The organism is Paraburkholderia sp. RL17-381-BIF-C (assembly GCF_046026435.1).
Taxonomy (GTDB): domain Bacteria; phylum Pseudomonadota; class Gammaproteobacteria; order Burkholderiales; family Burkholderiaceae; genus Paraburkholderia.
Genome location: NZ_JARESX010000059.1, coordinates 20,527 through 45,607, shown reverse-complemented (window position 1 = coordinate 45,607; position 25,081 = coordinate 20,527). Strand labels below are relative to the sequence as shown.

Sequence of the window (25,081 nt, the reverse complement as noted above, 5' to 3'; positions counted from 1 at the left end):
GACCAAAGACCAAAGACCAAAGACCAAAGACCAAAGACCAAAGACCAAAGACCCATAACCCAAACCCCAAAAGCCCCCCACACAACCCCAGGAGGTTGGCGAACCGACCCTATAGGTGTATAACTAGAACCTATCAAACTCATCGCACTGATTGGTCCCCCAATGACGCTCACCGAATTGAAATACATCGTCGCGGTTGCCCGCGAGCGGCACTTCGGCCGGGCCGCCGAAGCGTGTTTCGTCAGCCAGCCGACCCTGTCGGTCGCAATCAAAAAGCTCGAAGACGAGCTCAACGTCCAGATCTTCGAGCGCGGCACCAGCGAAGTGAGCGTCACGCCGATCGGCGAACAGATCGTCACGCAAGCTCAACGTGTCCTCGAGCAGACGCTCGCCATCAAGGAAATCGCCAAACAGGGCAAAGATCCGCTGATCGGGCCGCTGCGCCTCGGCGTCATCTACACGATCGGGCCGTATCTCTTGCCCACGCTCGTCAAGCAGATGATCAAGCGCGTCCCGCAAATGCCCTTGATGCTGCAGGAAAATTACACGCTCAAGCTGATCGAACTGCTCAAACAGGGCGAAATCGACGTCGCCATCATGGCGCTGCCTTTTCCGGAAACCGGCCTGATGCTGCGCCCGCTGTACGACGAACCGTTCGTGGTCGCGCTGCCGTCCGGTCACGCCTGGGAAAACCGCCCGAAAATCGACGCCGACGATCTGAAGCAGGAAACCATGCTGCTGCTCGGCAGCGGCCACTGCTTCCGTGACCACGTACTGGGCGTCTGCCCGGAACTGATGCGCTTTTCGCAAAACGCGGACGGTATTCAGAAGACCTTCGAAGGGTCGTCGCTGGAAACCATTCGCCATATGGTGGCGAGCGGCGTCGGCATTACCGTGCTGCCGCGCATGTCGGTGCACGAAGTCAAGCCGCACGCCGGCGGCATCGACGCCGGCCTGCTCAGCTACGTCGCCTTCGACGAACCCGTGCCGGATCGCCGCGTCGTGCTGGCCTGGCGCAAAAGCTTCACGCGCATGCCCGCCATCGACGCGATTTGCGATGCCATCAGCGCCTGCGATCTGCCGGGCGTCAAAAAGCTCGACTTGCCGGTCGCCGTCAACTAACGGTCACACCCGCTTCCAGGCCGGTTCGCCGCGCATCTGCGGCAGCCGGCCCGGCGCCCGTCATGGGTGTCGATAGCTGCAGCGCCTATCGAATAGATAAAATTAATCAAACACGATGATTCGATAGTATTGGTATAGTTTCCTCCATGGATCGCCCGATCCCACAAGACCTGGAGGAAATCATGACGCAACTGAACCCGCAGCCCGCTCAAGCCCTCGCCGCACAATCGGTCGCCGCGTCCGGTGGCTTTGTCGCGTCGATGCTCAGCATGCGCACCGTCGCGTTGTCCCTGCTGGTCGATCGGGCCTTGTCCGCATGACGCATCACGCACAACGCATGAGCCTCTGACATCAGTGCGCCGCGCGCCTCTCCCCCCATTCTGTTTCGATAAAAGCCATTCAGGAGTCACGCATGTCCGAACGTAAGCTCACCAATGCCGCCGGGGCACCCGTCGCCGACAACCAGAATTCGATGACCGCCGGCGCGCGCGGCCCGGTTGTCCTGCAAGACGTCTGGCTGCTGGAAAAACTCGCCCACTTCGATCGCGAAGTGATTCCGGAGCGCCGTGTCCACGCCAAAGGTTCGGGCGCTTTCGGCACGCTGAAGGTCACGCACGATATCTCGCGTTTCACGAAGGCGAAGGTGTTCGCGCAGGTCGGCAAGGAAACGCCGCTTTTCATGCGCTTTTCGACGGTTGCGGGCGAGCGTGGCGCGGCCGACGCTGAACGCGACGTGCGCGGTTTCTCGATCAAGTTCTACACGGAAGAAGGCAATTGGGACGTGGTCGGCAACAACACGCCCGTGTTTTTTATCCGCGATCCGTTGAAGTTTCCTGACTTCATCCACACGCAAAAGCGCGACCCGTACACGAACATGCGCAGCAACGTGGCCGCGTGGGATTTCTGGTCGCGTCATCCGGAGTCGCTCCATCAGGTCACAATCCTCATGAGCGATCGCGGCATTCCGCAAAACTACCGTCAGATGCACGGCTTCGGTTCACACACGTACTCGTTCATCAACGCGGCCAACGAGCGTTTCTGGGTGAAGTTCCATTTCAAGTCGATGCAAGGCATCGAGAACTTTACCGACGCAGAGGCCGCACAGGTGGTCGCGCAAGACCGCGAAAGCGCGCAAAGCGATCTGCTGACGAACATCGAGCAGGGCAACTTCCCGAAATGGCGCTTCGCCATACAGGTGATGCCGGAAGCCGAAGCCGCAACGTATCGCTTCAATCCGTTCGACATCACGAAAGTGTGGTCGCAGAAGGACTATCCGCTGATCGACGTGGGCACGATCGAGTTGAATCGCAACGCGGCCAACTATTTCGCCGACGTGGAGCAGGCGGCGTTCACGCCGGCCAACGTGGTGCCTGGGATCGGCTTCTCGCCGGATCGTCTGTTGCAGGGTCGTCTGTTCTCGTATGGCGACACGCAGCGCTATCGCCTCGGTGTGAACCACCACCAGATTCCGGTGAACGCATCGCGCGTGCCGAGCCCGCATTCGTTCCATCGCGACGGCGCGATGCGCGCGGACGGCAATCTCGGCGGCAATGTGAATTACGAGCCGAACCGGTTCGGCGACTTCGCGCAGGACGCCAACGCGTCCGAACCGCCGCTCGCGGCGGGCGCGGTGGATCGCTACGATCATCGTCTCGACGACGATTACTACACGCAACCCGCCATGCTGTTCGCGCTCTTCGATACGGCTCAGCGCGAGCGTCTGTTCGGCAACATCGCACGCCATATCAACGGTGTGCCGCAGGAGATCGTCGCGCGGCAGATCGAGCATTTCCGCCGCATCGACCCGGCTTACGCACAAGGCGTGATCGCGGCGCTGGCCGACCTCGCGGAAGGCAAAAACAGGTAAGCCGCCACGCAGCAGTTCAAGTGATGCAGCAAGGTGGGACGCATCTGCGTCCCGCCGGTATCGATACGAACCGAAGGAGCACGATCATGATGCAGATGATGATGGCCACATTGGGCGGCACGCGAGCCGCGCGCGGCGCGCAACAGCAGTACGCGTTGATGGCGCGTAAGGCCGTGGGTTTTGCGATCGCCACGAGCGGGTTCGCGGTGATCGCCGCGCAGGCGCTGCAACACGCGCTGGGCGGCTGATAGAAGGCGTGCCGTGGCTGCGGCAAGTGGCCACGCGTCATACGGGCGCAGCAGTTTTCTAAGCTAAACTGTCGGGCGTTCGTTATGTCGAGTTTGCTATCCGCAAACCGTCACTTGCCGACCGGTTCGTATCACTCTTTGAAGGAGTCATCATGGCCAAAAAAGAAGCCGCAGCAGCCGTACAGCACGTCAATATCGGGATCAGCGACAAGGATCGCAAGAAGATTGCAGAAGGGCTGTCGCGCCTGCTCGCCGACACTTACACGCTGTATCTGAAGACCCACAACTTCCACTGGAACGTGACGGGTCCGATGTTCAATACGCTGCACCTGATGTTCGAAACGCAATACAACGAGCTGGCGCTGGCGGTCGATTCGATCGCTGAACGGATTCGCGCGCTGGGCGTGCATGCGCCGGGCAGCTACAAGGAATTCGCCAAGCTGTCGTCCATTCCGGAAGCGGATGGCGTACCGGCTGCGGAAGAAATGATCCGCCAACTGGTGGAAGGTCAGGAAGCCGTGGTGCGCACCGCACGCGCGATTTTCCCGTCGACGGAAGCCGCCAACGACGAGCCGACCGCAGACCTGCTGACGCAACGCATGCAAACGCACGAAAAGACCGCGTGGATGCTGCGCTCGATGCTGGCGTAAGCGGTGCGCGCAGCGGGCGTTTCGCCCGGGTTTCAACGCGGTGCTTCGGTTCGGCGCCGGCGCTGAAACGTGATGCAAAGCAAGGCAAACAAAGCCTCCCCGCGCGGGAGGCTTTGTTTTTTGCGCCGCCGACTTGTCGGACTTGCTCACGCGGCGGCGACCCGCCGTCCGCATCCCGTAAAATAGCCGCACTGTCTCGCACTTCACCGATTCCGCCCATGTTCGCCCGACTTCCCCTGTATCTGCGCCTCGTGCGCATGGACAAGCCGATCGGCAGCCTGCTGCTGCTGTGGCCGACGCTCAACGCGCTGTGGATCGCGTCGGACGGTCGTCCGTCGTTGCCGCTGCTGGTGATCTTCACGGTGGGCACGGTGCTGATGCGCTCGGCGGGTTGCGCAATCAACGACTACGCCGACCGCGATTTCGACCGTTACGTGAAGCGCACCGAGAATCGTCCGATCACGTCGGGCAAGATCAAGGCGTGGGAAGCGGTGGCGCTGGCCGCCGCTTTGTCGTTGCTTGCATTTCTGCTGATCCTGCCGCTGAATACGCTGACCAAGGAACTCTCGGTGGCAGCGCTTTTCGTCGCCGGTTCGTATCCGTTCACCAAGCGCTTCTTCGCGATTCCGCAGGCTTATCTGGGCATCGCGTTCGGCTTCGGCATTCCCATGGCGTTCGCCGCGATTCAGAACCACGTGCCGATGCTCGCGTGGGTGATGCTGCTGGCCAATGTATTCTGGTCGGTGGCGTACGACACCGAATATGCGATGGTCGACCGCGACGACGACATCAAGATCGGCATCCGCACTTCGGCTCTGACGTTCGGCCGCTTCGACGTGGCCGCGATCATGCTCTGCTACGCGGTGACGCTGGGGATCTACGTGGGTATCGGCCTGATGCTCGGTTTCGGCGTGCTGTACTGGCTGGGTTGGGCGGCGGCCGCGGGCTGCGCGATCTATCACTACACGCTGATTCGCCATCGCGAACGGATGGCGTGCTTCGCGGCGTTCCGGCATAACAACTGGCTCGGCGGCGCGCTGTTCGCCGGTATCGCCGCGCATTACGCGGCGGCGTGGGTCTGATTTTCCCCAAGGGCCTTGGATTTCTTCGTCGCTAGCGCCGCGGCGGCTTGAATCGAACCGCTGCGGCGTTCAGTTCCAATGCGCTGCTTACGCGCTTATTCCCGGCCGAGTTCGTCGCCCATTTCTCTCGCGCGGGCGTCGGCGGCGAGTGCGCCGCGCACGATCGCATCCTTGATACCGCTCGCCTCGAACGACGCCAGCGCCGCCGCCGTGGTGCCGCCTTTGGATGTCACGCGTTCGCGCAGCAGGCTCGGCGGCTCGTCGGAATTCGCCGCCAGTTGCGCCGCGCCGGTGAAGGTCGCCACGGCCAGCGCGCGGCCTTGCGCTTCATCCATGCCGAGTTGGCGCGCGGCTTCCTGCAACGCCTCGATGAAATAGAACACGTAGGCCGGCCCGCTGCCCGAGATTGCGGTGACGGCGTCGATCTTCGCTTCGTCGTCGAACCAGACCGTTTCGCCGACCGCGCCGAGCACTTGCGACGCGAGCGCTCGGCCCGCTTCGTCCACACCTGCGGTCGCCACGAGACCCGTTACGCCCATGCCGATCAGCGCCGGCGTATTCGGCATGACGCGCACGATACGGTTGTGGCCGTTCAGCCAGCGCGACATGTCGCCCATGCGAATACCCGCGACGATGCTCACAGCCAGTTGCGACGCGTTCAGATGCGGCGCCAAAGACTCCGCGACGCTCTTCAGGATTTGCGGCTTCACTGCCAGCACGACGGCGTCGTAGGCGGCGAGCGCGGCATCCGCCGCGGCGCCGGTCTTGATGCCGAATTGCTGCTCATTGCGCTTGCGTGCGTCTTCGTTGGGATCGATTGCGTAGAGGTCAGCGGGCGCGACGCCACGCTTGATGAGGCCGCCGATCAACGCGGCAGCCATGTTGCCCCCGCCGATAAAAGCAATTTTCATGATGTTCCGAAGGAAGTGCAGTGAAGAGCCCAGCAGCCGGAAGAGGCTCGTGAGGCTCACTTAGAGCGCAGCTAGCGCTCAGTTAGAGTAATCTCGCGCGCCGAAGATGGCAGTGCCGACGCGCACGATCGTCGCGCCTTCCAGCACGGCGGCCTCGAGATCGCTCGACATGCCCATGGACAGTGTGTCGAGTTCGAGTCCGTCGTCGCGCAGACGCTCGAACAACTCACGCAACTGCCGATGCGGCACGCGTTGCTCGTCGATGCCGCCGGCCGGTTCGGGAATCGCCATCAGGCCGCGCAAATTCAGCTTCGGCAGGGCGGCGATCGCGTGCGCGACTTCCACCGCCTCGGGAATGCTCACGCCGCTCTTCGACGCCTCGCCGCTGATGTTGACCTGCAGACACACGTTCAGCGGCGGCAGGTTGTCCGGGCGTTGCTCGGAAAGCCGCTGCGCGATCTTCAGCCGATCGACCGAGTGTACCCAGTCGAAGTGCTCGGCGACGGGCCGTGTCTTGTTCGATTGCAAGGGTCCGATGAAATGCCATTCGATCGTGGCGCGCAGATCGGCGAGCGCCTCGATCTTGGTGATGGCTTCCTGCACGTAGTTCTCGCCGAACGCGCGTTGGCCGGCTGCGTAGGCGGCGCGCACGTCTTCGGCGGGGAAAGTCTTCGAGACCGCGAGCAGATGGATCGAACGCGTATCGCGACCGGCCACGTGCGCGGCCATGGCGATGCGCTGCCGCACCGCTTCGAGGTTGTGAATCAGATCGGGCATGACGGATCCAGAAGTCCAGCGAAAGTCGATTACCCGATTATACGGACAGCATGTGCTCGACCAGTTCGATCCAGTGCGCGACCGGCGTGGAGGTGCCGCTTTGCAGATGCGCAATGCAGCCCACATTCGCCGATACGATCACCTGCGGCTCCTGCGCCTGTAGCCGTTCGAGCTTCTGATCCCGCAACGCATACGAGAGCTTGGGCTGGGTCAGCGAATAGGTGCCGGCCGAGCCACAGCACAGATGGCTGTCAGCGGGCAGGCGCACTTCGACACCCAGCGCGGTCAGCAGATGCTCGACTTTGCCGCGTATCTGCTGACCATGTTGCAACGTGCAGGGCGGATGAAACGCGACCGTATGAACCGAGCGGCGCCGCGTGACCGAGACCAGCGGTTCTTCGAACTCAGGCAGGATCTCCGCGATGTCGCGCGTCAATTCCACCACGCGGCGCGCTTTTTCCGCATACGCCGGATCGTGGCGCAACAGGTGCGCGTATTCCTTGACCGTCGCGCCGCACCCGGACGCATTCATCACGATCGCCTCCACGCCCTGTTCGACGTACGGCCACCATGCGTCGATGTTCGCGCGCAGGTCGTCGAGCGCGTCGTCGTTGTAGCCCAGATGCAGACGGATCGCGCCGCAGCAGCCGGCGTCCGGCGCGATCAGCGTCTCGACGCCGAGCGCGTCGAGCACGCGCGCGGTGGCGACGTTGACGTTCGGCATCATCGACGGTTGCACGCAGCCCGCCAGCAGCAGCATCTTGCGTGGATGTTTCGCGGTCGGCCATTCGAGCGGACGCTGGCGCGCGGGCACCTTGTCGCGCAGCTTCTTGGGCAGCAGCGCCCGAAAATGCTGGCCGATGCGCATGGTCGGCGTGAACAGCGCGCTGTTCGGCACGAAGCTCGCGAGCAGCCGGCGCGTCAGGCGCTGACCGAGCGGCCGCGTGACTTTTTCTTCGGTGAGCTTGCGGCCGATTTCCACCAGCCGGCCATATTTCACGCCGGATGGGCAGGTCGTTTCGCAGTTGCGGCAGGTCAGGCAACGGTCCAGGTGAACCTGAGTGCTGCGCGTGACCGGCGCGCCCTCCACCATTTGCTTGATCAGGTAGATCCGTCCACGTGGACCGTCGAGCTCGTCGCCCAGTATCTGATACGTCGGACAGGTGGCCGTGCAGAAACCGCAGTGCACGCAATTGCGCAGAATGCCTTCGGCTTCGTCGCCGTCCGGCGTGTTGCGAATGAAGTCCGCGAGGTTGGTTTGCATCGCGTCGCTCAGAAGTCGGGGTAGAGACGGCCGCGGTTGAAGATGCGGGCCGGGTCGAAAGCGGTTTTCAGGCCGCGATGGATTTTCATCATCGGCGCGGGAAGGGGAGTGAATACGCCCGCGCCGCGGTCGTAGCCGTGGCCGGTGCGGAAGATCGTGGCGTGGCCGCCGGCCTGCTTGGCGCTGATGCGCACGGTTTGCGCGTCCGTATCCGTTATCCACCAGCGCTGGGCGCCGCCCCATTCCATGAGCTGCGCGCCGGGCAGTTGCAGCGGCTCCGTAATGGACGGCAACGCGAGGCGCCAGAGCGCGGCTTTCGGCGGAATGGCGGCGAAGAACGAGTCGGTCTGTTCGCGCAGTCCTGCCCAGAAGCGTTCGGCTTCGACCGCGTCGACGACTTCGCCGCCCAGCGACGTGCGCGCCGACTTGACCGCCGCCTCGGCGCCCGCGAGGCGCACGGCCAGCGTGCCATGACGCCAGGCACTCGCGGTAATCGGCAACGGCCGGCCGCCCCATTCGTTGAGCTTGCGGACCGCGTCGGTGCCGTTCATGTCGAATTTGAGCGTGGCTTCGGCCTGCGGCAACGGCAGCACCTTGATCGACAGTTCGAGGATCAGCCCGAGGGTGCCGAGCGAGCCTGCCATCAGGCGCGAGACGTCGTAGCCGGCGACATTCTTCACCACCTGGCCGCCGAAATGCAGCTTTTGACCCTGGCCGTTCATGATCACGGCGCCGAGCACGAAGTCGCGCGCGGCGCCGGCCGCGGGTCGACGCGGACCCGCGATTCCTGCCGCGATGCAGCCGCCGAAGGTGGCCTGTGACCCGAAGTGCGGCGGTTCGAAAGCGAGCATCTGATGGTGCTCGGCGAGCGTGGCCTCGATCTCCAGCAGGGGCGTGCCCGCGCGCGCGGTGATGACCAGCTCTGCCGGGTCGTACGCGATGATGCCGCGATAAGCGCGCGTGTCGAGGATGTCACCTTCCAGCGTCTGACCGTACCAGTCTTTGGTGCCGCCGCCACGGATGCGCAACGCGTGCCCTTCGGCGCTGGCCGAACGCACACGTTCCGACCACCCGGCGACGATGTCGTCCTCTTCCATGGTGTCCTGCTTCGTTGTGTTTCGGTTGATTGTACCGGGCGGGGGCGCTCTGGCAACCAGGAGCGGACCCGCATCGGGTAATCAGGGTGAAAGCAGGCAAAGCGGCGCGCGCGCGGGCTATGCGCGATGCGTCGGCGGGCAGGGGTAATGCTAGAAACGCGGCAAGTCCGGATGCGGCAGCAAGCCACCGCGCACGTGCATCTTGCCGTACTCAGCGCAGCGCGCTCGGGTGGGAATGCCTTTGTCGGGGTTGAGGAGGCCGGGTGCGTCGAAAGCGCGTTTTACCGCGTGGAACGCGTCGCGCTCCTCGGGCGAGAACTGCACGCACATGGAATTGATCTTCTCGATGCCCACGCCGTGCTCGCCGGTCACCGTGCCGCCCAGTTCCACGCACGCTTCGAGGATGTCGCAACCGAATGCTTCGGCCCGGTGCCACTCGTCCTGATCGTTGCCGTTGAACAGAATCAGCGGATGCATGTTGCCGTCGCCCGCATGGAAGACGTTGATGCAGCGCAGGTTGTAAGTCTTCTCCATGGCCTCGATGCGCGTCAGCAACGGACCGATACTGCGGCGCGGCACGGTGCCGTCCATGCAGTAGTAGTCGGGCGAAATTCGCCCGGCTGCCGGGAACGCGTTTTTGCGCCCCGACCAGAAGCGCAGACGTTCGTTCTCCGAGCGGGAAATCTGGATGCGCGTAGCGCCGTGTTCGCGCAGGACCGCGGTCATGCGGACGATTTCGTCGGCGACTTCTTCGGGTGTGCCGTCCGATTCGCACAGCAGGATCGCCGCCGCGTCGAGATCGTAGCCCGCGTTGACGAATTCCTCGACGGCGCGGGTGGCCGGCTTGTCCATCATTTCCAGACCCGCCGGGATGATGCCCGCCGCGATGATGCCGGCCACCGCGTCGCCGCCTTTCACCACGTCGTCGAAACTCGCCATGATGACCTGTGCGGTTTGCGGCTTCGGGATCAGCTTGACGGTGACTTCTGTGACGATCGCAAACATGCCTTCGCTGCCGATCAGCACGGCCAGCAAATCCAGGCCGGGCGCATCGGGCGCGAGCGAGCCGAATTCGACGATTTCGCCCTCCATGGTGACGGCGCGCACGCGCAGCACGTTGTGTACCGTCAGGCCGTATTTGAGGCAGTGAACGCCGCCGGAATTCTCCGAGACGTTGCCACCGATCGTGCAGGCAATCTGTGACGACGGGTCCGGCGCGTAATACAAGCCGTAAGGCGCGGCGGCCTCGGAGATGGACAGATTGCGCACGCCGGGCTGGACCGTGGCGGTTCGCGCGTACGAGTCGACTTCCACGATCTTACGGAAGCGCGCGAGTGAGACCACCACGCCGTGACGGATCGGCATGGCGCCGCCGGACAGGCCGGTGCCGGCACCGCGCGGCACGATCGGCACGTCGAGACGGTGGCAGATCTGCACGATGCGCTGCACCTGCGATTCCGTTTCCGGCAACGCGACCGCGAGTGGTAGACGCCTGTAGGCCGCGAGACCGTCGCACTCGTAGGCGACGGTGTCTTCTTCCCGATACAGCAAACAATGGGTCGGCAATACGGCCATCAGCGCCTGCACGACTTCGCGCTGGCGCTGGGCGAGTACTTCGGCCGTCAGTTCAGCGGGTGCGTTCATGTGACTTGTCTCCTCGTGCCTTTCAAGTCCCACGCGGCTGCTTGTCTTATGCAGCCGCGCCTGCAGACGCCTCAAGCTGCCCAGGTGAAGATCTTTCCCGGGTTCATCAGATTGTGCGGATCGAGCGCATGCTTGATGGAGCGCATGGTGTCGACCGCGACTTCACCGTGTTCTTCGAGCAGGAAGCCCATCTTGTGCAAGCCGACGCCATGCTCGCCCGTGCAGGTGCCGTCCATGCGCAGCGCGCGTTGCACGATGCGATGGTTCAGGCGCTCGGCTTCGACCAGTTCTTCCGGCTTGTTCGGATCGATCAGGATCGCGACGTGGAAGTTGCCGTCGCCGACATGGCCGACGATCGGGCAGGGTAGCGGCGAGTCCTTCAGGTCCTGTTCCGTTTCCTCCACGCATTCCGCGAGGCGCGAGATCGGCACGCAGACGTCGGTCGTGACCGCACGGCAACCGGGCTTCAGTTGCAGCATGGCGAAATAGGCGTTGTGGCGCGCGTTCCACAGACGGCTGCGGTCTTCCGGTCGCGTGGCCCATTCGAAACCTTCGCCGGCATTTTGCGCGGCGATGTCCTGGACCAGTTCGGCCTGCTCTTTCACGCCGGCCTCGGTGCCATGGAATTCGAAGAATAATGTGGGCGCTTCACGCAGCGTGAGATTCGAGTGGCGGTTGATCGAGCGGATAGCGAGCGAGTCGACGAATTCGACGCGCGCGATCGGCACGCCGATCTGGATCGTTTCGATGACCGCGCGGACCGCGTCGCCCATTGACGGGAACGCGCACACCGCGGCGGACACCGCTTCCGGTTGCGGATACAGGCGGACTGTAATTTCCGTAATCACGCCGAGCGTGCCTTCCGAGCCGACGAACAGGCGCGTGAGGTCGTAACCCGCGGACGACTTGCGGGCGCGGGTGCCGGTTTTGATCACGCGGCCATCGGCCAGAACCACGGTCAGCCCGAGCACGTTCTCGCGCATCGTGCCGTAGCGTACGGCGTTAGTGCCGGACGCGCGCGTGGCCGACATACCGCCAATGCTCGCGTCCGCGCCCGGGTCGATCGGGAAGAACAGGCCCGTATCGCGCAATGCCTCGTTCAACTGCTTGCGCGAGATGCCGGGCTCGACGGTGACCGTCAGGTCTTCGGCGTTGATTGACAACACCCGGTTCATTTCAGACAGATCGATCGATACGCCGCCCTGTACCGCGAGCAAATGCCCTTCCAGCGAAGAGCCGTTACCGTAAGGGATGATCGGGACGTTGTACTGGCCGCACAGTTTGACGACGTTTTGCACGTCTTCGGTGGTGCGGGCGAACACGACAGCGTCAGGCAGTTGGGGATCGAACGGCGACTCGTCGCGGCCGTGATGCGCGCGCACGGCTTCGGATACGGACACGCGGTCGGCGAACGCGGCTTTGAGCGCGCTCAGCAGCTCGGCGGGAAACGGCCGGCGCAGCGGGGCCGGCGGCACGGGATGATTCACGCATGTCTCCTGATAGGTGGGGCAATGCTGGTTTGCAGCATCTGTTTCATTTTACGCCGATCGCCCACGGGCCGGCGTTGGAGCAGGCGGGCGCTTCTATAATGGCGGCGACTTCACGATGCGCGCAATATGGATAAACGCGGTGCCCGATGAGCCGCGTTGGGATACATGGGGCCGCGCGTCGTCACTGAATGCATGGGAGATATGATGGGCAACCGCTTGAGCAAGATCGCTACCCGAACGGGCGACGACGGCACCACGGGTCTCGGCGACGGCACCCGTGTGCGCAAAGACAGCGCACGGATCGCCGCGATCGGCGACGTGGACGAACTCAACTCCAACCTCGGCGTACTGCTGTGTGAAACCTTACCGGACAAGGTTCGTGCGGCGCTGGTCGCGATTCAGCATGACCTGTTCGACCTTGGCGGCGAGCTATGCATTCCCGGCTATACGATGATTACCGACGGGCATCTCGCCCAACTCGACGACTGGCTTGCGGACTACAACGCCGACTTGCCGCCGCTGAAGGAGTTCATTCTGCCCGGCGGCTCGCGCGCGGCTTCGCTCGCACATGTGTGCCGCACGGTATGCCGGCGCGCCGAACGGGCAATTGTTGCGTTGGGGGAATACGAGACCATCAACGCCGCGCCGCGCCAGTATGTGAACCGGCTGTCGGATCTATTGTTCGTGCTTGCGCGCGTGCTCAACCGTGCGGACGGCGGCACTGACGTGCTGTGGCAACACGAGCGCGGCGCAGACTAGAGTCGAGCCGTGGCGATACGTGTATGACAGCGCGATGTTGCATGCAACACCATACGCGTTGGCGATCCATACACGTTAGCCGACCGCCAGCGTGACCGGCTTGCCGATCCGGCTCATCATTTCCACCAGCGTATCGATAGTGAACTTGGTGGTCTTCTTGTTGACCACGTCGGACACGCGCGGGCGCGACACCATCAGGATCTCGGCCGCCTCGGCCTGTTTCAGATGATGCTGTTCGATCCACGTGGACAGTTCTGTCATGAGTTGCTCCTTTAGCAGCCGCGTGTCGTTGATCTGTTTCTGCGACGCCGCGTGCAGCCGCTTCGCCTCTTCAGCGGAAAAGCCGAGCTCGAGGAACAGATTGGCGCCGGGCCTGCTTACGTGACGAATTTTGGTGTCGATCGTCATTGTTAGTTTTCCTATTGTTAATGGTGATGTGACCAGAGGTGGTGTGACCTGATTGCGCGATACCGCGTTTCGGCAATCTTCCTGTCGCGCGGACCCAGCTTCTGGCTTTTCTTCTGGAAGCAATGCAGCACGTACAGTGCTTCCACGAACTTGGTCACGTACATGACGCGATAAATGCCGTCTGCTTCCCTGATGCGAATCTCGCGCGTTCCGGGGCCGATCGAGTCAAACGGCTTCCAGTCGTCAGGGTCGAGGCCTGCCTGAATTTTGCCGAGTTGAAACCCCGCTCGACGACGCATTTCCTCGGGAAAAGCGAGTAAATCGCTATAGCTGGAGCCTAGCCAGCGAATTTCTTTTTCCTGCTCCATAGCCGCCTTTCATGTACAAAATCTTATACGCAACCTTCATCCCGGTCAAGTCGCATTCGACCCGGCCATAGGTTGTTAAGGTACCGAGGCGGTTAAGGGAGCACCATTCGTCCGTTCGGCTAACAAAAAACCCGGCTCACCATCGAGCCGGGTTTTTCCGTGCATCCGCTGCTGCAATCAGTGTGGGTTCAGTTGCCGCTGCCACGCGCCACACGACGTTGCTTCACTGCGTCGGCGAGGCCTTCCAGCACGGCGACGCTTTCGTCCCAACCGATGCACGCGTCGGTAATGCTCTGGCCGTACGTCAGCGCGCAGCCTTCCTGCAGATCCTGGCGGCCCGCCACCAGGTGCGATTCCACCATCACGCCGACAATCCGTTCGTCACCCGAAGCAATCTGGCGGCCGATATCCGCGCACACCGGAATCTGGTTCTCGTGTTTCTTCGAGCTGTTCGCGTGGCTCGCGTCGATCATCAGACGCGCGGCGAGACCGGCCTTGCCGATGTCCGCGCACGCGGCGTTCACGCTGTCCGCGTCGTAGTTCGGCGTCTTGCCGCCACGCAGGATGATGTGGCAGTCCTCATTGCCCGCGGTCGAGACGATCGCCGAGTGGCCGCCCTTGGTGACCGACAGGAAATGGTGCGGCTGGGAGGCGGCCTTGATCGCGTCGACGGCGATCTTGACGTTGCCGTCCGTGCCGTTCTTGAAGCCGACCGGGCACGACAAGCCCGAAGCCAGTTCGCGGTGCACTTGCGATTCCGTGGTGCGCGCGCCGATCGCACCCCACGAGATCAGGTCGGCGATGTACTGCGGGCTGATCATGTCGAGGTATTCGGTGCCGGCCGGCAGGCCGAGTTCGTTGATGCGCAACAGCAACTCGCGCGCGGTGCGCAGGCCGTCGTTGATCTTGAAGCTGTTGTCCATGTGCGGGTCGTTGATGAGACCCTTCCAGCCCACCGTCGTGCGCGGCTTCTCGAAGTACACGCGCATCACGATTTCAAGTTCCCCGGCAAAGCGCTTGCGCTGCTCGACCAGCCGCCCCGCGTACTCCATCGCGGCCTTCGTATCGTGGATCGAACACGGTCCGATGATGACGATCAGACGATCTTCCATGCCGTGCAGAATGCGATGCATCGCGGTGCGCGAGTTGTAGATCACGTCGGACACCGTTTCGTCGCAGGCGAATTCGCGGATCAGGTGAGCGGGCGGCGTGAGTTCTTTCAACTCGCGGATGCGGACATCGTCGGTATTGTGCGGGGGCATGGTGTTCTCCAATCGGTTCGTAGCGTGTTCGCGCGGGCAGTCAGGATTGCGATGAAGCAGCGATGCCAGAGCGGACAATCATCAAAAATAAAGTTTTAAAGACATGAGGCGAAAAAAAACCGCCAGGCTGGCTGGCGGTTTTTCGGGAATTCTCGGTGTTCTGCGTGCACTAACACCCCTCTCGATCCGCCAGCGGTCTGAGATGCCAAAAAAAGTAAAAATAAAACTTGGCGGACATGACGAATGAGGTCGCAGGTCAAAAAGGGTGAGTGACTTTATAACCCGGGCAGGCTGAGCTTGCAAGCCGCGGGGCGTAAAAATGCGGGAAATCCGCATACTTCGCGCAATGCATGCACGAAGTATGCGTTTGCTGCAAAATCAGGCAGTACCGCCGACTGTCATCTTCTCGATGCGCAGCGTGGGCTGGCCGACGCCCACCGGAACGCTTTGGCCTTCCTTACCGCAGACGCCGACGCCCGAATCGAGCTTCATGTCGTTGCCGATCATGGTCACGTATTTGAGCGATTCCGGGCCGCTGCCGATCAGCGTCGCGCCCTTCACCGGGTACGTGACCTTGCCGTTTTCGATCATGTACGCCTCGGACGCCGAGAACACGAACTTGCCGTTCGTGATGTCGACCTGGCCGCCGCCGAAGTTCACCGCATACAGCCCGTTCTTCACGGAGGCGAGGATTTCCTGCGGGTCCTTGTCGCCGTTGAGCATGTACGTGTTGGTCATGCGCGGCATGGGCAGCGCCGCGTACGACTCACGGCGCGCGTTGCCCGTAACCGGCATTTTCATCAGACGCGCGTTCAGCGTGTCCTGGATGTAGCCCTTCAGAATGCCGTCTTCGATCAGCGTGGTGCACTGGGTCGGATTGCCTTCGTCGTCGATATTGAGCGAGCCGCGGCGGTTCGGCAGCGTGCCGTCGTCCACCACGGTCACGCCCTTGGCGGCGACCTGTTCGCCGATGCGCCCCGCGAATGCCGACGAACCCTTGCGGTTGAAGTCGCCTTCGAGACCGTGGCCGATCGCCTCGTGCAGCAGCACGCCGGGCCAGCCCGGTCCGAGTACGACGGTCATCGCGCCGGCCGGCGCCGGACGCGCGTCGAGGTTGACCAGCGCCGCATGCACGGCGTCGTCGACGTAGCCTGACAGCACGTCGTCGGTGAAATAGCCGTAGTCGAAGCGGCCGCCGCCGCCGCCGCTGCCGATTTCGCGGCGGCCGTTCTGCTCGGCGATCACGGTGACCGACACACGCACGAGCGGCCGGATGTCGGCCGCGAAGCCGCCGTCGCTGCGTGCGACCAGCACCACGTCGTATTCACCGGCGAGGCCGGCCATGACCTGCTGGATGCGCGGATCGCGGCCGCGCGCCATCTTTTCGATGCGCTCGAGCAGCTTGACCTTGGCGGTGGCGTCGAGCGAATGCAGCGGATCGGCCGGCAGATACAGATCGCGCCCGGCGATGCCGGTCAGCGACGAGGCCACCTTGATCTTCTGCTTGCCGCCGCCTGCCTTGGCGATCGAACGGGTGGCGAGCGCCGCCTGGCGGATCGCTTCGGGCGACAGGTCGTCCGAATAGGCGAAAGCCGTGCGGTCGCCCGACACGGCGCGCACGCCGACGCCCTGGTCGATGCTGAAGCTGCCGGACTTCACGATGCCTTCTTCGAGACTCCACGCTTCGCTGCGCGTGTACTGGAAATACAGGTCGGCGTAGTCGATCTTGTGCGTGAAGATTTCGGCGAGCGTGCGGGTGAGCAGGGCTTCGTCGAGACCGTAGGGCGTCAGGAGAATGTCCTTGGCGGTGGCGAGATTACGGATACCGGGTTCGATGATGTTCATGCGAAGTATGTTCTGCTCGATACGAAGGATTCGGTTAGCGCGTCTGTCACTCACCAGATGAGTCCAGGGCGCCGCACTTTCAATGTCACACGAGTGGGTTGATCAATGTGGTCAGGGGAGTCAACTGAGTACGCGATGACGCCAGGCGGGCAGACTCTGTCGCACTTCGTCGATGCGCGCACGCTCGAGATTGCCGGCGACCACGCCTGCGCCTTCGTCGCGCACCGCGACGATTTCGCCCCACGGGTCGATCAGCATGCTGTGGCCCCAGGTACGGCGGCCATTTTCATGTTTGCCGCCTTGCGCCGCGGCCAGCACATAACACTGGTTTTCGACCGCCCGGGCGCGCAGCAGCATTTCCCAATGCGCGCGGCCGGTCGTGTATGTGAACGCCGACGGCACGACGATCAGCGCGCAGTCGCCCATGCGCCGGTACAGCTCCGGAAAGCGCAAATCGTAGCAGACCGACAGGCCGACACGGCCGAACGGCGCTTCGAAGCTGCGGACTTCGCCGCCGGGGCAGATGGTGCGCGCTTCGTCGAACGATTCCTCGCCCTTTTCGAAGTTGAACAGGTGGATCTTGTCGTAGCGCGCGGCCTTGTTGCCTTGCGGGTCGAACACCAGCGTGGTGTTCAGCACGCGCGACGCTTCTGGCGACATCAACGGCAGCGTGCCGCCGATCACCCAGACCTGGTGGCGGCGCGCGGCGTCGGCGAGAAAGCGCTGGATCGGGCCGTCCTGATAGGGTTCGCGCACGGCGAGCTTGTCCGTGTCCTTGAAGCCCATGAAGCAGAAGTACTCAGGCAACAGGACGAGTTGCGCGCCGCCGGCGGCGGCCTCGGCGATCAGGCGCCCGGCTTCGGCGAGATTACGGTCGCGATCCGGGGTGCTCACCATTTGCAGCGCGGCGACCCGGAAGGCGCTTTCCAGGGAACCGCTGGAGACGGTTGAAGAGACGTGTGTTTCGCTCATGAGCGTTTCGGAAAACTCCCGGCAAGGCGGCGGCGCGAACCGCTTGCGCCGCATACGTCGTTCAAGGCTGGCTGGGACCGATCGTGCCGTACGGCGCCTGTCTGACCGGGCAAAGGGTCGGAGACAGGCTCAGTGCGCTTCCACGGTCGAAGCCGGAGCGTCCATCTTACCGCGATCGCTCTTCACCCGCTCGACGTGCGGTTTCGACCACGAACCGGTGATCGCATACTCGCGGGCGAAGGCGTGCGAGACCGACTGGGTGAACGCCAGATCGGCCACCAGCGCGCCCAGCCCGAGCAGCGGATTGATGACTGTCGCGGCGATCACGGCGGCGCCGGCGCTGACCGTCGGCACGACCTGAACGTGCAGATCCTGGGTCTCCTGGGCGAGATCGACCGAACCCTTCATCTCGACGCGCGCCGGGGCGGTGACCATCTCGAAGTTCTCGGTACGGCCAATGCCGTTGTGAATCTGCGCCGTGCCGGTGACGTGCTCGAACGGCAGGCCTTCGCCGATCACGTCGCGAAAGTTCAGGGTGGCGAAGCGCGCGAGACTTTGCAGGCTGAGCACGCCCAGCAGCTTGGCGACGCCCGGATCGACCTTGAGGATCTGGCCGTGGCGCAGATCGACGGCCAGATTGCCGTTGAAGGTCGGATAGTCGATCCTGGTCGGACCGCCTTGCCACATCATCTTACCCGAGAGCGAGCCGCTGCCCGCCTTGAGCGTGCGCGGCTGGCCGAAGCGTTCCAGCAGCGCGCCGGCGTCCTTGATGTCCAGCTTGAAATCGAACACGGTGCGGCGCGGCGTGGCTTCGTCGGCGCTGCTGCCGAGCTCGGTCGAGGTCCGCCAGTTGGCGGTGGCGGTCAGCGTGGCGGCGGGGTTGGTGATATCGAGCTTGTCGAGTTGCCAGACCGGCACGCCGTCTTCGTCGAAGTTGTGCGCGTCGACTTCGAGACGGCCAATGTTGTGGTCGCGCACGATCAATTCGTTGACCACCAGGTCGATGGACGGCATGTTCTGCGCGGGCGCCGAGATCGCCTGGCCGAGCAGATCCTTGTCGGTGGCCGACGGAATCACCACGCGGGCAAAGCGCGCCTGCAGCGTGCCGGGCGAGTCTTTGGTCGGGCCAGGCAGCCAGGACACGTGGCCGGACACCTGATTCGACGCGATGTTCGCCTGCCATGTGCGATCCGCATGCGACGCGCCCACGATCACGCTGTCCCAGTGACGCTTGAGCAGCGTCAGCGTGTCGATGTGCACCGCAAAGCGGCTCGGCAGGAATTGCGCGACGACCGGATTCGGCGCGGGCGGTGTCGCGGTGGCCGTGGCGGGCGCGGGCGCATCTTTACTGCGTAATTGCGTGACCAGCGCGCGCCACGCGTCCGCGTCGAATGCGTCCAGGTCGACGGCGGCGATCACGCCTTCGGACGGCAGGTCGGCGGGTCTGTTCACGCCGACCGCGCCGCGCACGACCGTGGGCGGCGTTTTCGGCTGATAGCGCAGCAGATAGGCGGCGGCGATCGGGCCGAAGGTGAGATCGGCGCGCTCCAGTCCCGTTTCGCCCGACGTAGTGGACGGGCCGACGGCGAAGCGCAGCGGCATCGGCGTGCCGACGGGCTTGTTGAACGGCGCGGGGAAGTCGAGCGCGAGGCCGGTCAGATCGGAGTTCGCCGTCACTTCGGGCAAACGTCCCTTGGCGCCGCGCACGTTGAGCGCGTACGGCGCGCTGCCGCTCATGCGCGTCAGTACCTGCGCGGTCGGGCCATGCAGGTTGAGTCCGCGTGCCGCGTCGACGGCGATATGGCCGCCGAGGTCGAGCGCATACGTGCCGTCCTGCTTCAGACCGCCATTGGCATGCATATCGCCGCCGAGGAATTGCCCGGAGAGCCGGTCCACTTGCGCCGTGTGCTCGGTGAAATGCACCTTGCCCTTCAGTTGCGACAGCGGCGGCACGTTCTCGACGCTCAGGCGGTTGTTCTGGAAACCGACCGCGCCTTCCACGGCGATATGCGGCTTGGGCGTGCGCGGCACCGTCAGTTTGAGCGCGAGCGACGCGGGCCCTTCGGCGCGCACCTTCTCGGTCTCGTGCTTCGCCATGATGCCGAGCGAGCTGGCATTCACATAGTCGAGCATGTCGGCGAGCGGACCATGGCCATCGCCTTTGATGACGAGGCTCGACGCCTTGGTGCCGAGGTCGTCGATCCGGCCGTTGACGCCGGTGAGCGCGACCTGCTTGTAATGCGCCCGGTCGATGTCGAAGCGCATCACGTTCTGCTTGAGCTCGAACACGCCGTCGATGCCGTCGAGCGCCGGCCACACGTTCGGCGTGCCGTTCTTCATCTTGCGCGGCGGGTAGGGCGTCGGATCGAACTTGCCGCCCTTGAACGGCGCCACGATATGGAACTGCCCGGCGCTCGGGTCGCGCGAATAGGGGAACTTGGTCAGATCGCCGTGCACTTCGATCGTCGCGCCGTGCGACATGCCGGCCTGCAAACCGTGGCCCAGATAGATGCGCAGCTTTTCGCTGATGCTGGTGGGCAGATAGCGGGTGATGCGCGTCACCTTCGCGCGCTGGAAGTCGGCTTTCAGATCGAGCGAGCCTCGCCCGTGGCCCGGGTTGCTGTAGTCGGCGCTGGCGGTGGCTGCGACGTCGGCGTTCGAGACGCCGAAATCGGCCAGCTTCACGGTGAACGCAGGGCGGTTCTCGCCCGGCGCTTTCGGCGTAATCGTCCAGTCGGCGCGGCCGTGCAGGCGGTCGAGCTTCAGGCGCGGGTCGTCGAACACGCCCGGCAGCGTAATGGCGACGTTGGAGGTGTCGAGCAGGGCGGTGCCGTGGTTTTCGTCGGCATCCACGCTGCCCCACAGATTCTCGATACCGGGGATCCCCGCGCGCGGGTGATTCAGCGGCGTGAGCCCCGGCGGCGGTTCCTGCGCGGCGACGCTGATGCCTTGCAGATCGCCCTTGAAGCGATAACGCTCGATCGGCTCGGCGCCGCTCGGGCGATGGTCGCTACCCGCTTCGCCGGACTCCGGCTTGCCGCGCTCGACTTCGATCAGATAGTTGGCCACCAGACCGCGCGGGTTGTAGCGCACCAGATTGTTCAGGAGGCGCCCCGGCAGCGGCAACGCGCGGCTGAATTCGGCGAGGACGCCGAGGTCGACGCGATCGCCGCTCACGCTGACGAGTTGTCCATGCTGCTGCGAGGCAGTCCGGAAGCGTCCGTTCAGCGTGTCGAACGCGAGCATGCGCGTGAGCGGCGTGCCGTCGTCGAGCGGCGGCTGGCCGAGTTCGGCGTGCAGCTGGCTCAGTTGCAGCCTGTAGTCGCCCTGTTCGGCCTCGAGGCGCCACGAAAAGTTGGCCACCGGCACTAGCAGCTTCGGTTGGGTCGGACGTACCCGCATGGCGACGTCGGCGCCGGCGAGCTGTCCGCCGGCCGACTTCATGCGACCCTCGGCGAAGTCGATCCAGATCGCGTTGTCGATCCTGCCGGCATACATCTCGAATGGCGAATTGACGTAACGCGCGAGCGTCGGCAGATCGACCGGGCCGGTCGAGACGTATACCTGGCCCGTCCAGTTGATCGGCTTGCCGATTGCCGAGAGCGGCGCGTGTCTGAAATGGGTGCGGAAATCAAGCGGACCGTGCAGGACATGCCCTTCGGCGGGCGCCTGTAGCGCCAGCCGGTGATCGTAGCCGTCGTTGAGAATCGCGATCCGGATATCGCGCAAGGCAAGCTCGGGTGCGTCACGCTGCGCATCGCGCCAGCGCAGCACGCCGCCGCGCACCACGATCGCCTGTTGACGCAACAGCCAGGTGGACAGGACATCGTTGCCGCTGTGGCGCGTCGGCACCGGCACGCCCGCCACCGAGAGCACGCCGTCGCTGCTGCGCGACACCAGCACGTCCGGCTGATCGACGATCAGGCTGGAGAGCGCCGGATGAAACTGCCAGAGCGATTTCCACGAAAGCGTGGCGGTGGCGTGCGGAATCGTCAGCGCGGTTTTGCCTTCGTGATCGCGGATCACGAGGTTGGTGACGTCGAGGCCCGGCTGGAAGCCGCTCCAATATGGCGCGAGCTTGCCGATGGTGAACTGCGCATGGAGCTTTTCTGAAACGATCGCCTCGATGCGCGGGCGGAACGAGTCGGCGCGCGGCAGCACCACATAGCGCAATGCGAGAAACAGACCCGTGGCAACGAAGTACAGGACGAGCGCGATCGCGAGGACCACGTGAAAGGTCCGACGCAGCACGATGTGGTCGCTTCCGCTCACAGGCCGGACCTGCCCGGTTTCGTGAGGGTCGGCGGATTCGTTTCGCTCGGACATGCTGCGGCGGGTGGGCGTATGGTAGTTTTGCGAATTAACGACGAAATGTAACACACGGAATAGCGTGGACGGACTTCCTGCAAACCCTGTCTGCGCGCCGTCTCGCGACCTGCGCGAGGCTGTCGCGCCGTGTGCTGCTGCGAATTGAACCAAGCTGATCAAGCAACGAGCGAGCCAGACCCTTGATGACAGACGCCACTCTCCTGAGTTCCAGCTATTCACACTACGCGGCGCGCGCCGCGGCGGCCCGCCCGCAACTCGTCGCGCAGGTGGCGGCGCTCGCTTCCTTGCCGCTGACCCGAGACCGTATCGACGCCCGTTTCGACGCATTGTGCGCCGAGGCGGCTGGCGCGACCGGTGCGCCATTGAGTGAAGATGCACTCAAACGGGCGCTGCGCCAGTTGCGCACCGAGGTGTTTTGCGCCGTGATGGAGCGCGATCTCGCCGGCGCGGCGGATGTCGCCGAAGTCACCGGCACGATGACCGATCTGGCCGAGACGACGATCCAGCGCGCTCTCGCCGTCCTGTCCGCCGAACTCGAAGCGCTATACGGCGAGCCACGCGGACCGCACGGCGAGCGGCTCGCGCTCGGCGTGGTAGGCATGGGCAAGCTCGGTGGCCGCGAACTGAACGTGTCGTCGGATATCGACTTGATCTTCATTTATGAAGAGGACGGCGAGACTGCGGGCGGCCAGCGTTCTCCGATCGCCACCCAGGACTTTTTCACACGCCTCGGCAAACGCCTGATCGGCGCCCTCGCCGAAGTCACCGCCGACGGCTACGTGTTCCGGGTCGATATGCGGCTGCGGCCGAACGGCGATTCGGGGCCGCTCGTATGCAGCCTCGGTATGCTCGAAGAGTATTTCTACGTGCAGGGCCGCGAGTGGGAGCGCTACGCGTGGATCAAGGGCCGTCTCGTGTCCGAAGGCACGAGCGACGCGGCGCAGCGGCTACAGAAACAGCTCGACGCGATCGTTACGCCGTTTGTCTACCGCCGCTATCTCGATTTCGGCGTGATCAGCGCGATTCGCGCGCTGCATCTGCAGATTCGCCAGGAGGCGCAGCGTCGCGCGTCCATGCGGCCCGACAAGGCCGACGACATCAAGCTCGGGCGCGGCGGCATCCGCGAAATCGAATTCAGCGCGCAGGTATTCCAGTTGATCCGTGGCGGCCAGGACGCGGGCTTTCGCGTGCGGCCGACCCTCGCCGTGCTGCGCCATGCGGCGACGCACGGGCTGATCGACACGTCGGTCTGCGTGAAGCTCTCGCAGGCTTATCGTTTCTTGCGCGAACTCGAACACCGTCTGCAATACCGCAACGACGCGCAGACCCATGCCATGCCGGTCGCGCCAGAGGAGCGCGCGGCGCTCGCCCACGCCATGGGCTGCGACGATTACGCCGCGCTGATGGCGAAGCTCGATGAGCATCGCGAGTTCGTCGAACAGCAGTTCGATCAGATTTTCGCCGACAAGGTGAACGGTCGCGACGGCTGCGGCGCACCCGAAGACGGCGCTGCCGCATGGGTCTGGAGCAGCGCACTCGCCGACGACAGCGCCGACGAAGTCCTGCAGGCGCGCCTGATCGAACTCGGCGTGGCCGAGCCGGGCGAACTGCTCGCGCGGCTGCGCGCGGTATGGCAGTCGTCGCGTTACGCGGGGCTGGCCGAGCGCAGCCGGCAACGCTTCGACATCGTCGCGCAACGCGCGCTCGAAGCCGCGCGCACACTGGAGCCCGCCGCGCGGCGCGGCGATACGGTGGCGCGCTTCTTCGACCTGCTGGAAGCGGTCAGCCGGCGCGGCGCGTATCTGGCGCTGCTGACCGAATATCCGCAGGCACTGCACCGCGTGCTGTCGGTGCTCGGCGGATCGCGTTGGGCGGCCGGTTATCTGATCCGCCATCCGCAATTGCTCGACGAGTTGCTCGACGACGAAGCGATGGATAGTCCGTTCGACTGGCCCGAATTCAAGCGCACCTTGCGCCTGCGTCTGGCCGCCGCCGACGGCGTGGAACAGCAGATGGATCTGCTGCGCCACGCGCACCAGGCCGAGGTGTTCCGCATTCTGCTGATCGATCTGGCCGGCAAGCTGAGTGTCGAGCATGTGAGCGACCGGCTGTCCGAACTCGCCGACGCCGTGCTCGACGTCACGCTCGAAGCGGTCTGGAAGCAGTTGCCGAAGCGCCATCGCGAAGTGCCGCGTTTCGCGGTGATCGCGTACGGCAAGCTGGGCGGCAAGGAGCTGGGCTACGCATCCGACCTGGACGTGATCTTTCTCTACGACGACACCGACGACGCCGCAGCCGACGTCTACTCCACCTACACCCGGCGCCTCATCACCTGGCTTACGACAGCGACCGGCGCGGGCACGCTGTTCGACGTCGACTTGCGGTTGCGGCCGAACGGCGAGTCGGGCCTGCTCGTCACCGATCTGGATGCGTTCCGCCGCTACCAGTTGCGCGAGGGCGACGCGGCCAATACGGCGTGGGTATGGGAACACCAGGCATTGAGCCGCGCCCGTTACTGCGCGGGCGACGCCGAGATCGGCGCGAAATTCGAGGCCATCCGCGAACAGGTGCTGACCACGCCGCGCGAAGCGGCGCCGCTCGCGAAGGAGATCGTCGAGATGCGCGAGCGCGTCGGGGCGGGGCATCCGAACCATACGGCGCTGTTCGATCTCAAGCACGATCGCGGCGGGATGGTGGATATCGAATTCACCGTGCAGTACTGGGTGTTGCTGCACGCGGCGAGCGACCCCGAGCTGATCCGCAACACCGGCAACATTGCGCTGCTACGGGAAGTGTCGCGCTTCGGCCTGATGAGCGAGGCGGAAGCGGAGACGGTCGGCGCGGCATATCGCACTTACCGCAAATTGCAACACAAGCTGCGGCTGGACGGCATGGAGAAGGCGCGCGTCGAGCCGGCGCTGGTGGCCAACGAGCGTGAAGCCGTGCTCGGGTTGTGGAAGCGCGTGTTCGGGTGAGGGCGCGCGGA

Annotated in this window: 20 protein-coding genes; 8 read left to right on the top strand and 12 right to left on the bottom strand. The window is 64.1% G+C overall.

The annotated features are described in order from the left end of the window. The first annotated feature begins 162 nt into the window (after nt 1–162). From P0D70_RS27725 to ubiA, 6 genes are all read left to right on the top strand, one after another. Nucleotides 163–1,122, top strand: a complete 960-nt coding sequence (locus P0D70_RS27725) for a LysR substrate-binding domain-containing protein (protein WP_091796691.1) — start codon at nt 163–165, stop codon at nt 1,120–1,122. Between the two features lie 182 nt (nt 1,123–1,304). Next, nucleotides 1,305–1,442 (top strand): hypothetical protein, encoded by a 138-nt coding sequence (locus tag P0D70_RS27720; RefSeq protein ID WP_408186812.1) that lies wholly within the window; start codon nt 1,305–1,307, stop codon nt 1,440–1,442. Nucleotides 1,443–1,534: 92 nt separating this feature from the next. Beyond that, entirely contained in the window at nt 1,535–2,989 is a 1,455-nt protein-coding gene (locus P0D70_RS27715; protein WP_408186811.1) for a catalase, read from the top strand. Nucleotides 2,990–3,075: 86 nt separating this feature from the next. Then, a complete protein-coding gene (locus P0D70_RS27710) occupies nt 3,076–3,237 on the top strand; it encodes a hypothetical protein (RefSeq protein WP_408186810.1) in 162 nt (53 codons plus the stop codon). A 152-nt stretch (nt 3,238–3,389) separates the two neighbouring features. Then, nucleotides 3,390–3,887: a Dps family protein gene (locus P0D70_RS27705; RefSeq protein ID WP_012431774.1), complete on the top strand. Its 498-nt coding sequence runs from the start codon at nt 3,390–3,392 to the stop codon at nt 3,885–3,887. A 218-nt stretch (nt 3,888–4,105) separates the two neighbouring features. Next, nucleotides 4,106–4,969: a 4-hydroxybenzoate octaprenyltransferase gene (gene ubiA, locus P0D70_RS27700; protein ID WP_091796688.1), complete on the top strand. Its 864-nt coding sequence runs from the start codon at nt 4,106–4,108 to the stop codon at nt 4,967–4,969. A 95-nt stretch (nt 4,970–5,064) separates the two neighbouring features. On the opposite strand, the gene proC is transcribed toward ubiA, so the two are convergent. The 6 genes from proC to P0D70_RS27670 all read right to left on the bottom strand — a co-directional run bounded on the left by proC (nt 5,065) and on the right by P0D70_RS27670 (nt 12,149). Continuing rightward, nucleotides 5,065–5,880, bottom strand: coding sequence for a pyrroline-5-carboxylate reductase (proC, locus tag P0D70_RS27695; RefSeq protein WP_408186809.1), 816 nt, complete (start codon nt 5,878–5,880; stop codon nt 5,065–5,067). Between the two features lie 78 nt (nt 5,881–5,958). Continuing rightward, nucleotides 5,959–6,657 carry a YggS family pyridoxal phosphate-dependent enzyme gene (locus P0D70_RS27690; protein WP_091796686.1) on the bottom strand — a complete coding sequence of 233 codons (699 nt, stop codon included), beginning with the start codon at nt 6,655–6,657 and terminating at the stop codon, nt 5,959–5,961. Between the two features lie 37 nt (nt 6,658–6,694). After that, nucleotides 6,695–7,921 carry a glycolate oxidase subunit GlcF gene (gene glcF, locus P0D70_RS27685; RefSeq protein WP_408186808.1) on the bottom strand — a complete coding sequence of 409 codons (1,227 nt, stop codon included), beginning with the start codon at nt 7,919–7,921 and terminating at the stop codon, nt 6,695–6,697. An 8-nt stretch (nt 7,922–7,929) separates the two neighbouring features. Beyond that, nucleotides 7,930–9,018: a glycolate oxidase subunit GlcE gene (gene glcE, locus P0D70_RS27680; protein ID WP_091796684.1), complete on the bottom strand. Its 1,089-nt coding sequence runs from the start codon at nt 9,016–9,018 to the stop codon at nt 7,930–7,932. A gap of 150 nt (nt 9,019–9,168) precedes the next feature. Next, on the bottom strand, nt 9,169–10,662 hold the full coding sequence (locus P0D70_RS27675; RefSeq protein ID WP_091796683.1) for an FAD-linked oxidase C-terminal domain-containing protein: 1,494 nt from the start codon (nt 10,660–10,662) through the stop codon (nt 9,169–9,171). A 71-nt stretch (nt 10,663–10,733) separates the two neighbouring features. Beyond that, on the bottom strand, nt 10,734–12,149 hold the full coding sequence (locus P0D70_RS27670) for an FAD-linked oxidase C-terminal domain-containing protein (RefSeq protein WP_408186807.1): 1,416 nt from the start codon (nt 12,147–12,149) through the stop codon (nt 10,734–10,736). 207 nt (nt 12,150–12,356) lie between these two features. On the opposite strand from P0D70_RS27670, the gene P0D70_RS27665 reads away from it, so the two are divergent. After that, nucleotides 12,357–12,911, top strand: coding sequence for a cob(I)yrinic acid a,c-diamide adenosyltransferase (locus tag P0D70_RS27665; RefSeq protein ID WP_408186813.1), 555 nt, complete (start codon nt 12,357–12,359; stop codon nt 12,909–12,911). 75 nt (nt 12,912–12,986) lie between these two features. Here the strand turns inward: P0D70_RS27665 and P0D70_RS27660 are convergent, their stop codons facing one another. The 6 genes from P0D70_RS27660 to P0D70_RS27635 all read right to left on the bottom strand — a co-directional run bounded on the left by P0D70_RS27660 (nt 12,987) and on the right by P0D70_RS27635 (nt 22,092). Continuing rightward, on the bottom strand, nt 12,987–13,319 hold the full coding sequence (locus P0D70_RS27660; RefSeq protein ID WP_408186806.1) for a helix-turn-helix domain-containing protein: 333 nt from the start codon (nt 13,317–13,319) through the stop codon (nt 12,987–12,989). A 17-nt stretch (nt 13,320–13,336) separates the two neighbouring features. After that, complete coding sequence (locus P0D70_RS27655; RefSeq protein ID WP_408186805.1) at nt 13,337–13,687, bottom strand: type II toxin-antitoxin system RelE/ParE family toxin; 351 nt, start codon at nt 13,685–13,687, stop codon at nt 13,337–13,339. 188 nt (nt 13,688–13,875) lie between these two features. After that, nucleotides 13,876–14,949 (bottom strand): 3-deoxy-7-phosphoheptulonate synthase AroG, encoded by a 1,074-nt coding sequence (aroG, locus tag P0D70_RS27650; RefSeq protein ID WP_408186804.1) that lies wholly within the window; start codon nt 14,947–14,949, stop codon nt 13,876–13,878. Nucleotides 14,950–15,327: 378 nt separating this feature from the next. Further along, nucleotides 15,328–16,794, bottom strand: a complete 1,467-nt coding sequence (tldD, locus tag P0D70_RS27645; RefSeq protein WP_091796678.1) for a metalloprotease TldD — start codon at nt 16,792–16,794, stop codon at nt 15,328–15,330. 120 nt (nt 16,795–16,914) lie between these two features. Next, nucleotides 16,915–17,766, bottom strand: coding sequence for a carbon-nitrogen hydrolase family protein (locus tag P0D70_RS27640; RefSeq protein WP_408186803.1), 852 nt, complete (start codon nt 17,764–17,766; stop codon nt 16,915–16,917). A 129-nt stretch (nt 17,767–17,895) separates the two neighbouring features. Further along, nucleotides 17,896–22,092 carry a YhdP family protein gene (locus P0D70_RS27635; protein WP_408186802.1) on the bottom strand — a complete coding sequence of 1,399 codons (4,197 nt, stop codon included), beginning with the start codon at nt 22,090–22,092 and terminating at the stop codon, nt 17,896–17,898. A 185-nt stretch (nt 22,093–22,277) separates the two neighbouring features. On the opposite strand from P0D70_RS27635, the gene glnE reads away from it, so the two are divergent. Further along, nucleotides 22,278–25,070, top strand: a complete 2,793-nt coding sequence (glnE, locus tag P0D70_RS27630; protein ID WP_091796677.1) for a bifunctional [glutamate--ammonia ligase]-adenylyl-L-tyrosine phosphorylase/[glutamate--ammonia-ligase] adenylyltransferase — start codon at nt 22,278–22,280, stop codon at nt 25,068–25,070. The last annotated feature ends 11 nt before the right edge of the window (nt 25,071–25,081 follow it).

Coding starts and splice junctions, on each gene's coding strand:
- P0D70_RS27725 (WP_091796691.1), top strand. CDS start 163: ATGACGCTCACCGAATTGAAATACATCGTCGCGGTTGCCCGCGAGCGG.
- P0D70_RS27720 (WP_408186812.1), top strand. CDS start 1,305: ATGACGCAACTGAACCCGCAGCCCGCTCAAGCCCTCGCCGCACAATCG.
- P0D70_RS27715 (WP_408186811.1), top strand. CDS start 1,535: ATGTCCGAACGTAAGCTCACCAATGCCGCCGGGGCACCCGTCGCCGAC.
- P0D70_RS27710 (WP_408186810.1), top strand. CDS start 3,076: ATGATGCAGATGATGATGGCCACATTGGGCGGCACGCGAGCCGCGCGC.
- P0D70_RS27705 (WP_012431774.1), top strand. CDS start 3,390: ATGGCCAAAAAAGAAGCCGCAGCAGCCGTACAGCACGTCAATATCGGG.
- ubiA (WP_091796688.1), top strand. CDS start 4,106: ATGTTCGCCCGACTTCCCCTGTATCTGCGCCTCGTGCGCATGGACAAG.
- proC (WP_408186809.1), bottom strand. CDS start 5,880: ATGAAAATTGCTTTTATCGGCGGGGGCAACATGGCTGCCGCGTTGATC.
- P0D70_RS27690 (WP_091796686.1), bottom strand. CDS start 6,657: ATGCCCGATCTGATTCACAACCTCGAAGCGGTGCGGCAGCGCATCGCC.
- glcF (WP_408186808.1), bottom strand. CDS start 7,921: ATGCAAACCAACCTCGCGGACTTCATTCGCAACACGCCGGACGGCGAC.
- glcE (WP_091796684.1), bottom strand. CDS start 9,018: ATGGAAGAGGACGACATCGTCGCCGGGTGGTCGGAACGTGTGCGTTCG.
- P0D70_RS27675 (WP_091796683.1), bottom strand. CDS start 10,662: ATGAACGCACCCGCTGAACTGACGGCCGAAGTACTCGCCCAGCGCCAG.
- P0D70_RS27665 (WP_408186813.1), top strand. CDS start 12,357: ATGGGCAACCGCTTGAGCAAGATCGCTACCCGAACGGGCGACGACGGC.
- P0D70_RS27660 (WP_408186806.1), bottom strand. CDS start 13,319: ATGACGATCGACACCAAAATTCGTCACGTAAGCAGGCCCGGCGCCAAT.
- P0D70_RS27655 (WP_408186805.1), bottom strand. CDS start 13,687: ATGGAGCAGGAAAAAGAAATTCGCTGGCTAGGCTCCAGCTATAGCGAT.
- aroG (WP_408186804.1), bottom strand. CDS start 14,949: ATGCCCCCGCACAATACCGACGATGTCCGCATCCGCGAGTTGAAAGAA.
- tldD (WP_091796678.1), bottom strand. CDS start 16,794: ATGAACATCATCGAACCCGGTATCCGTAATCTCGCCACCGCCAAGGAC.
- P0D70_RS27640 (WP_408186803.1), bottom strand. CDS start 17,766: ATGAGCGAAACACACGTCTCTTCAACCGTCTCCAGCGGTTCCCTGGAA.
- P0D70_RS27635 (WP_408186802.1), bottom strand. CDS start 22,092: ATGTCCGAGCGAAACGAATCCGCCGACCCTCACGAAACCGGGCAGGTC.
- glnE (WP_091796677.1), top strand. CDS start 22,278: ATGACAGACGCCACTCTCCTGAGTTCCAGCTATTCACACTACGCGGCG.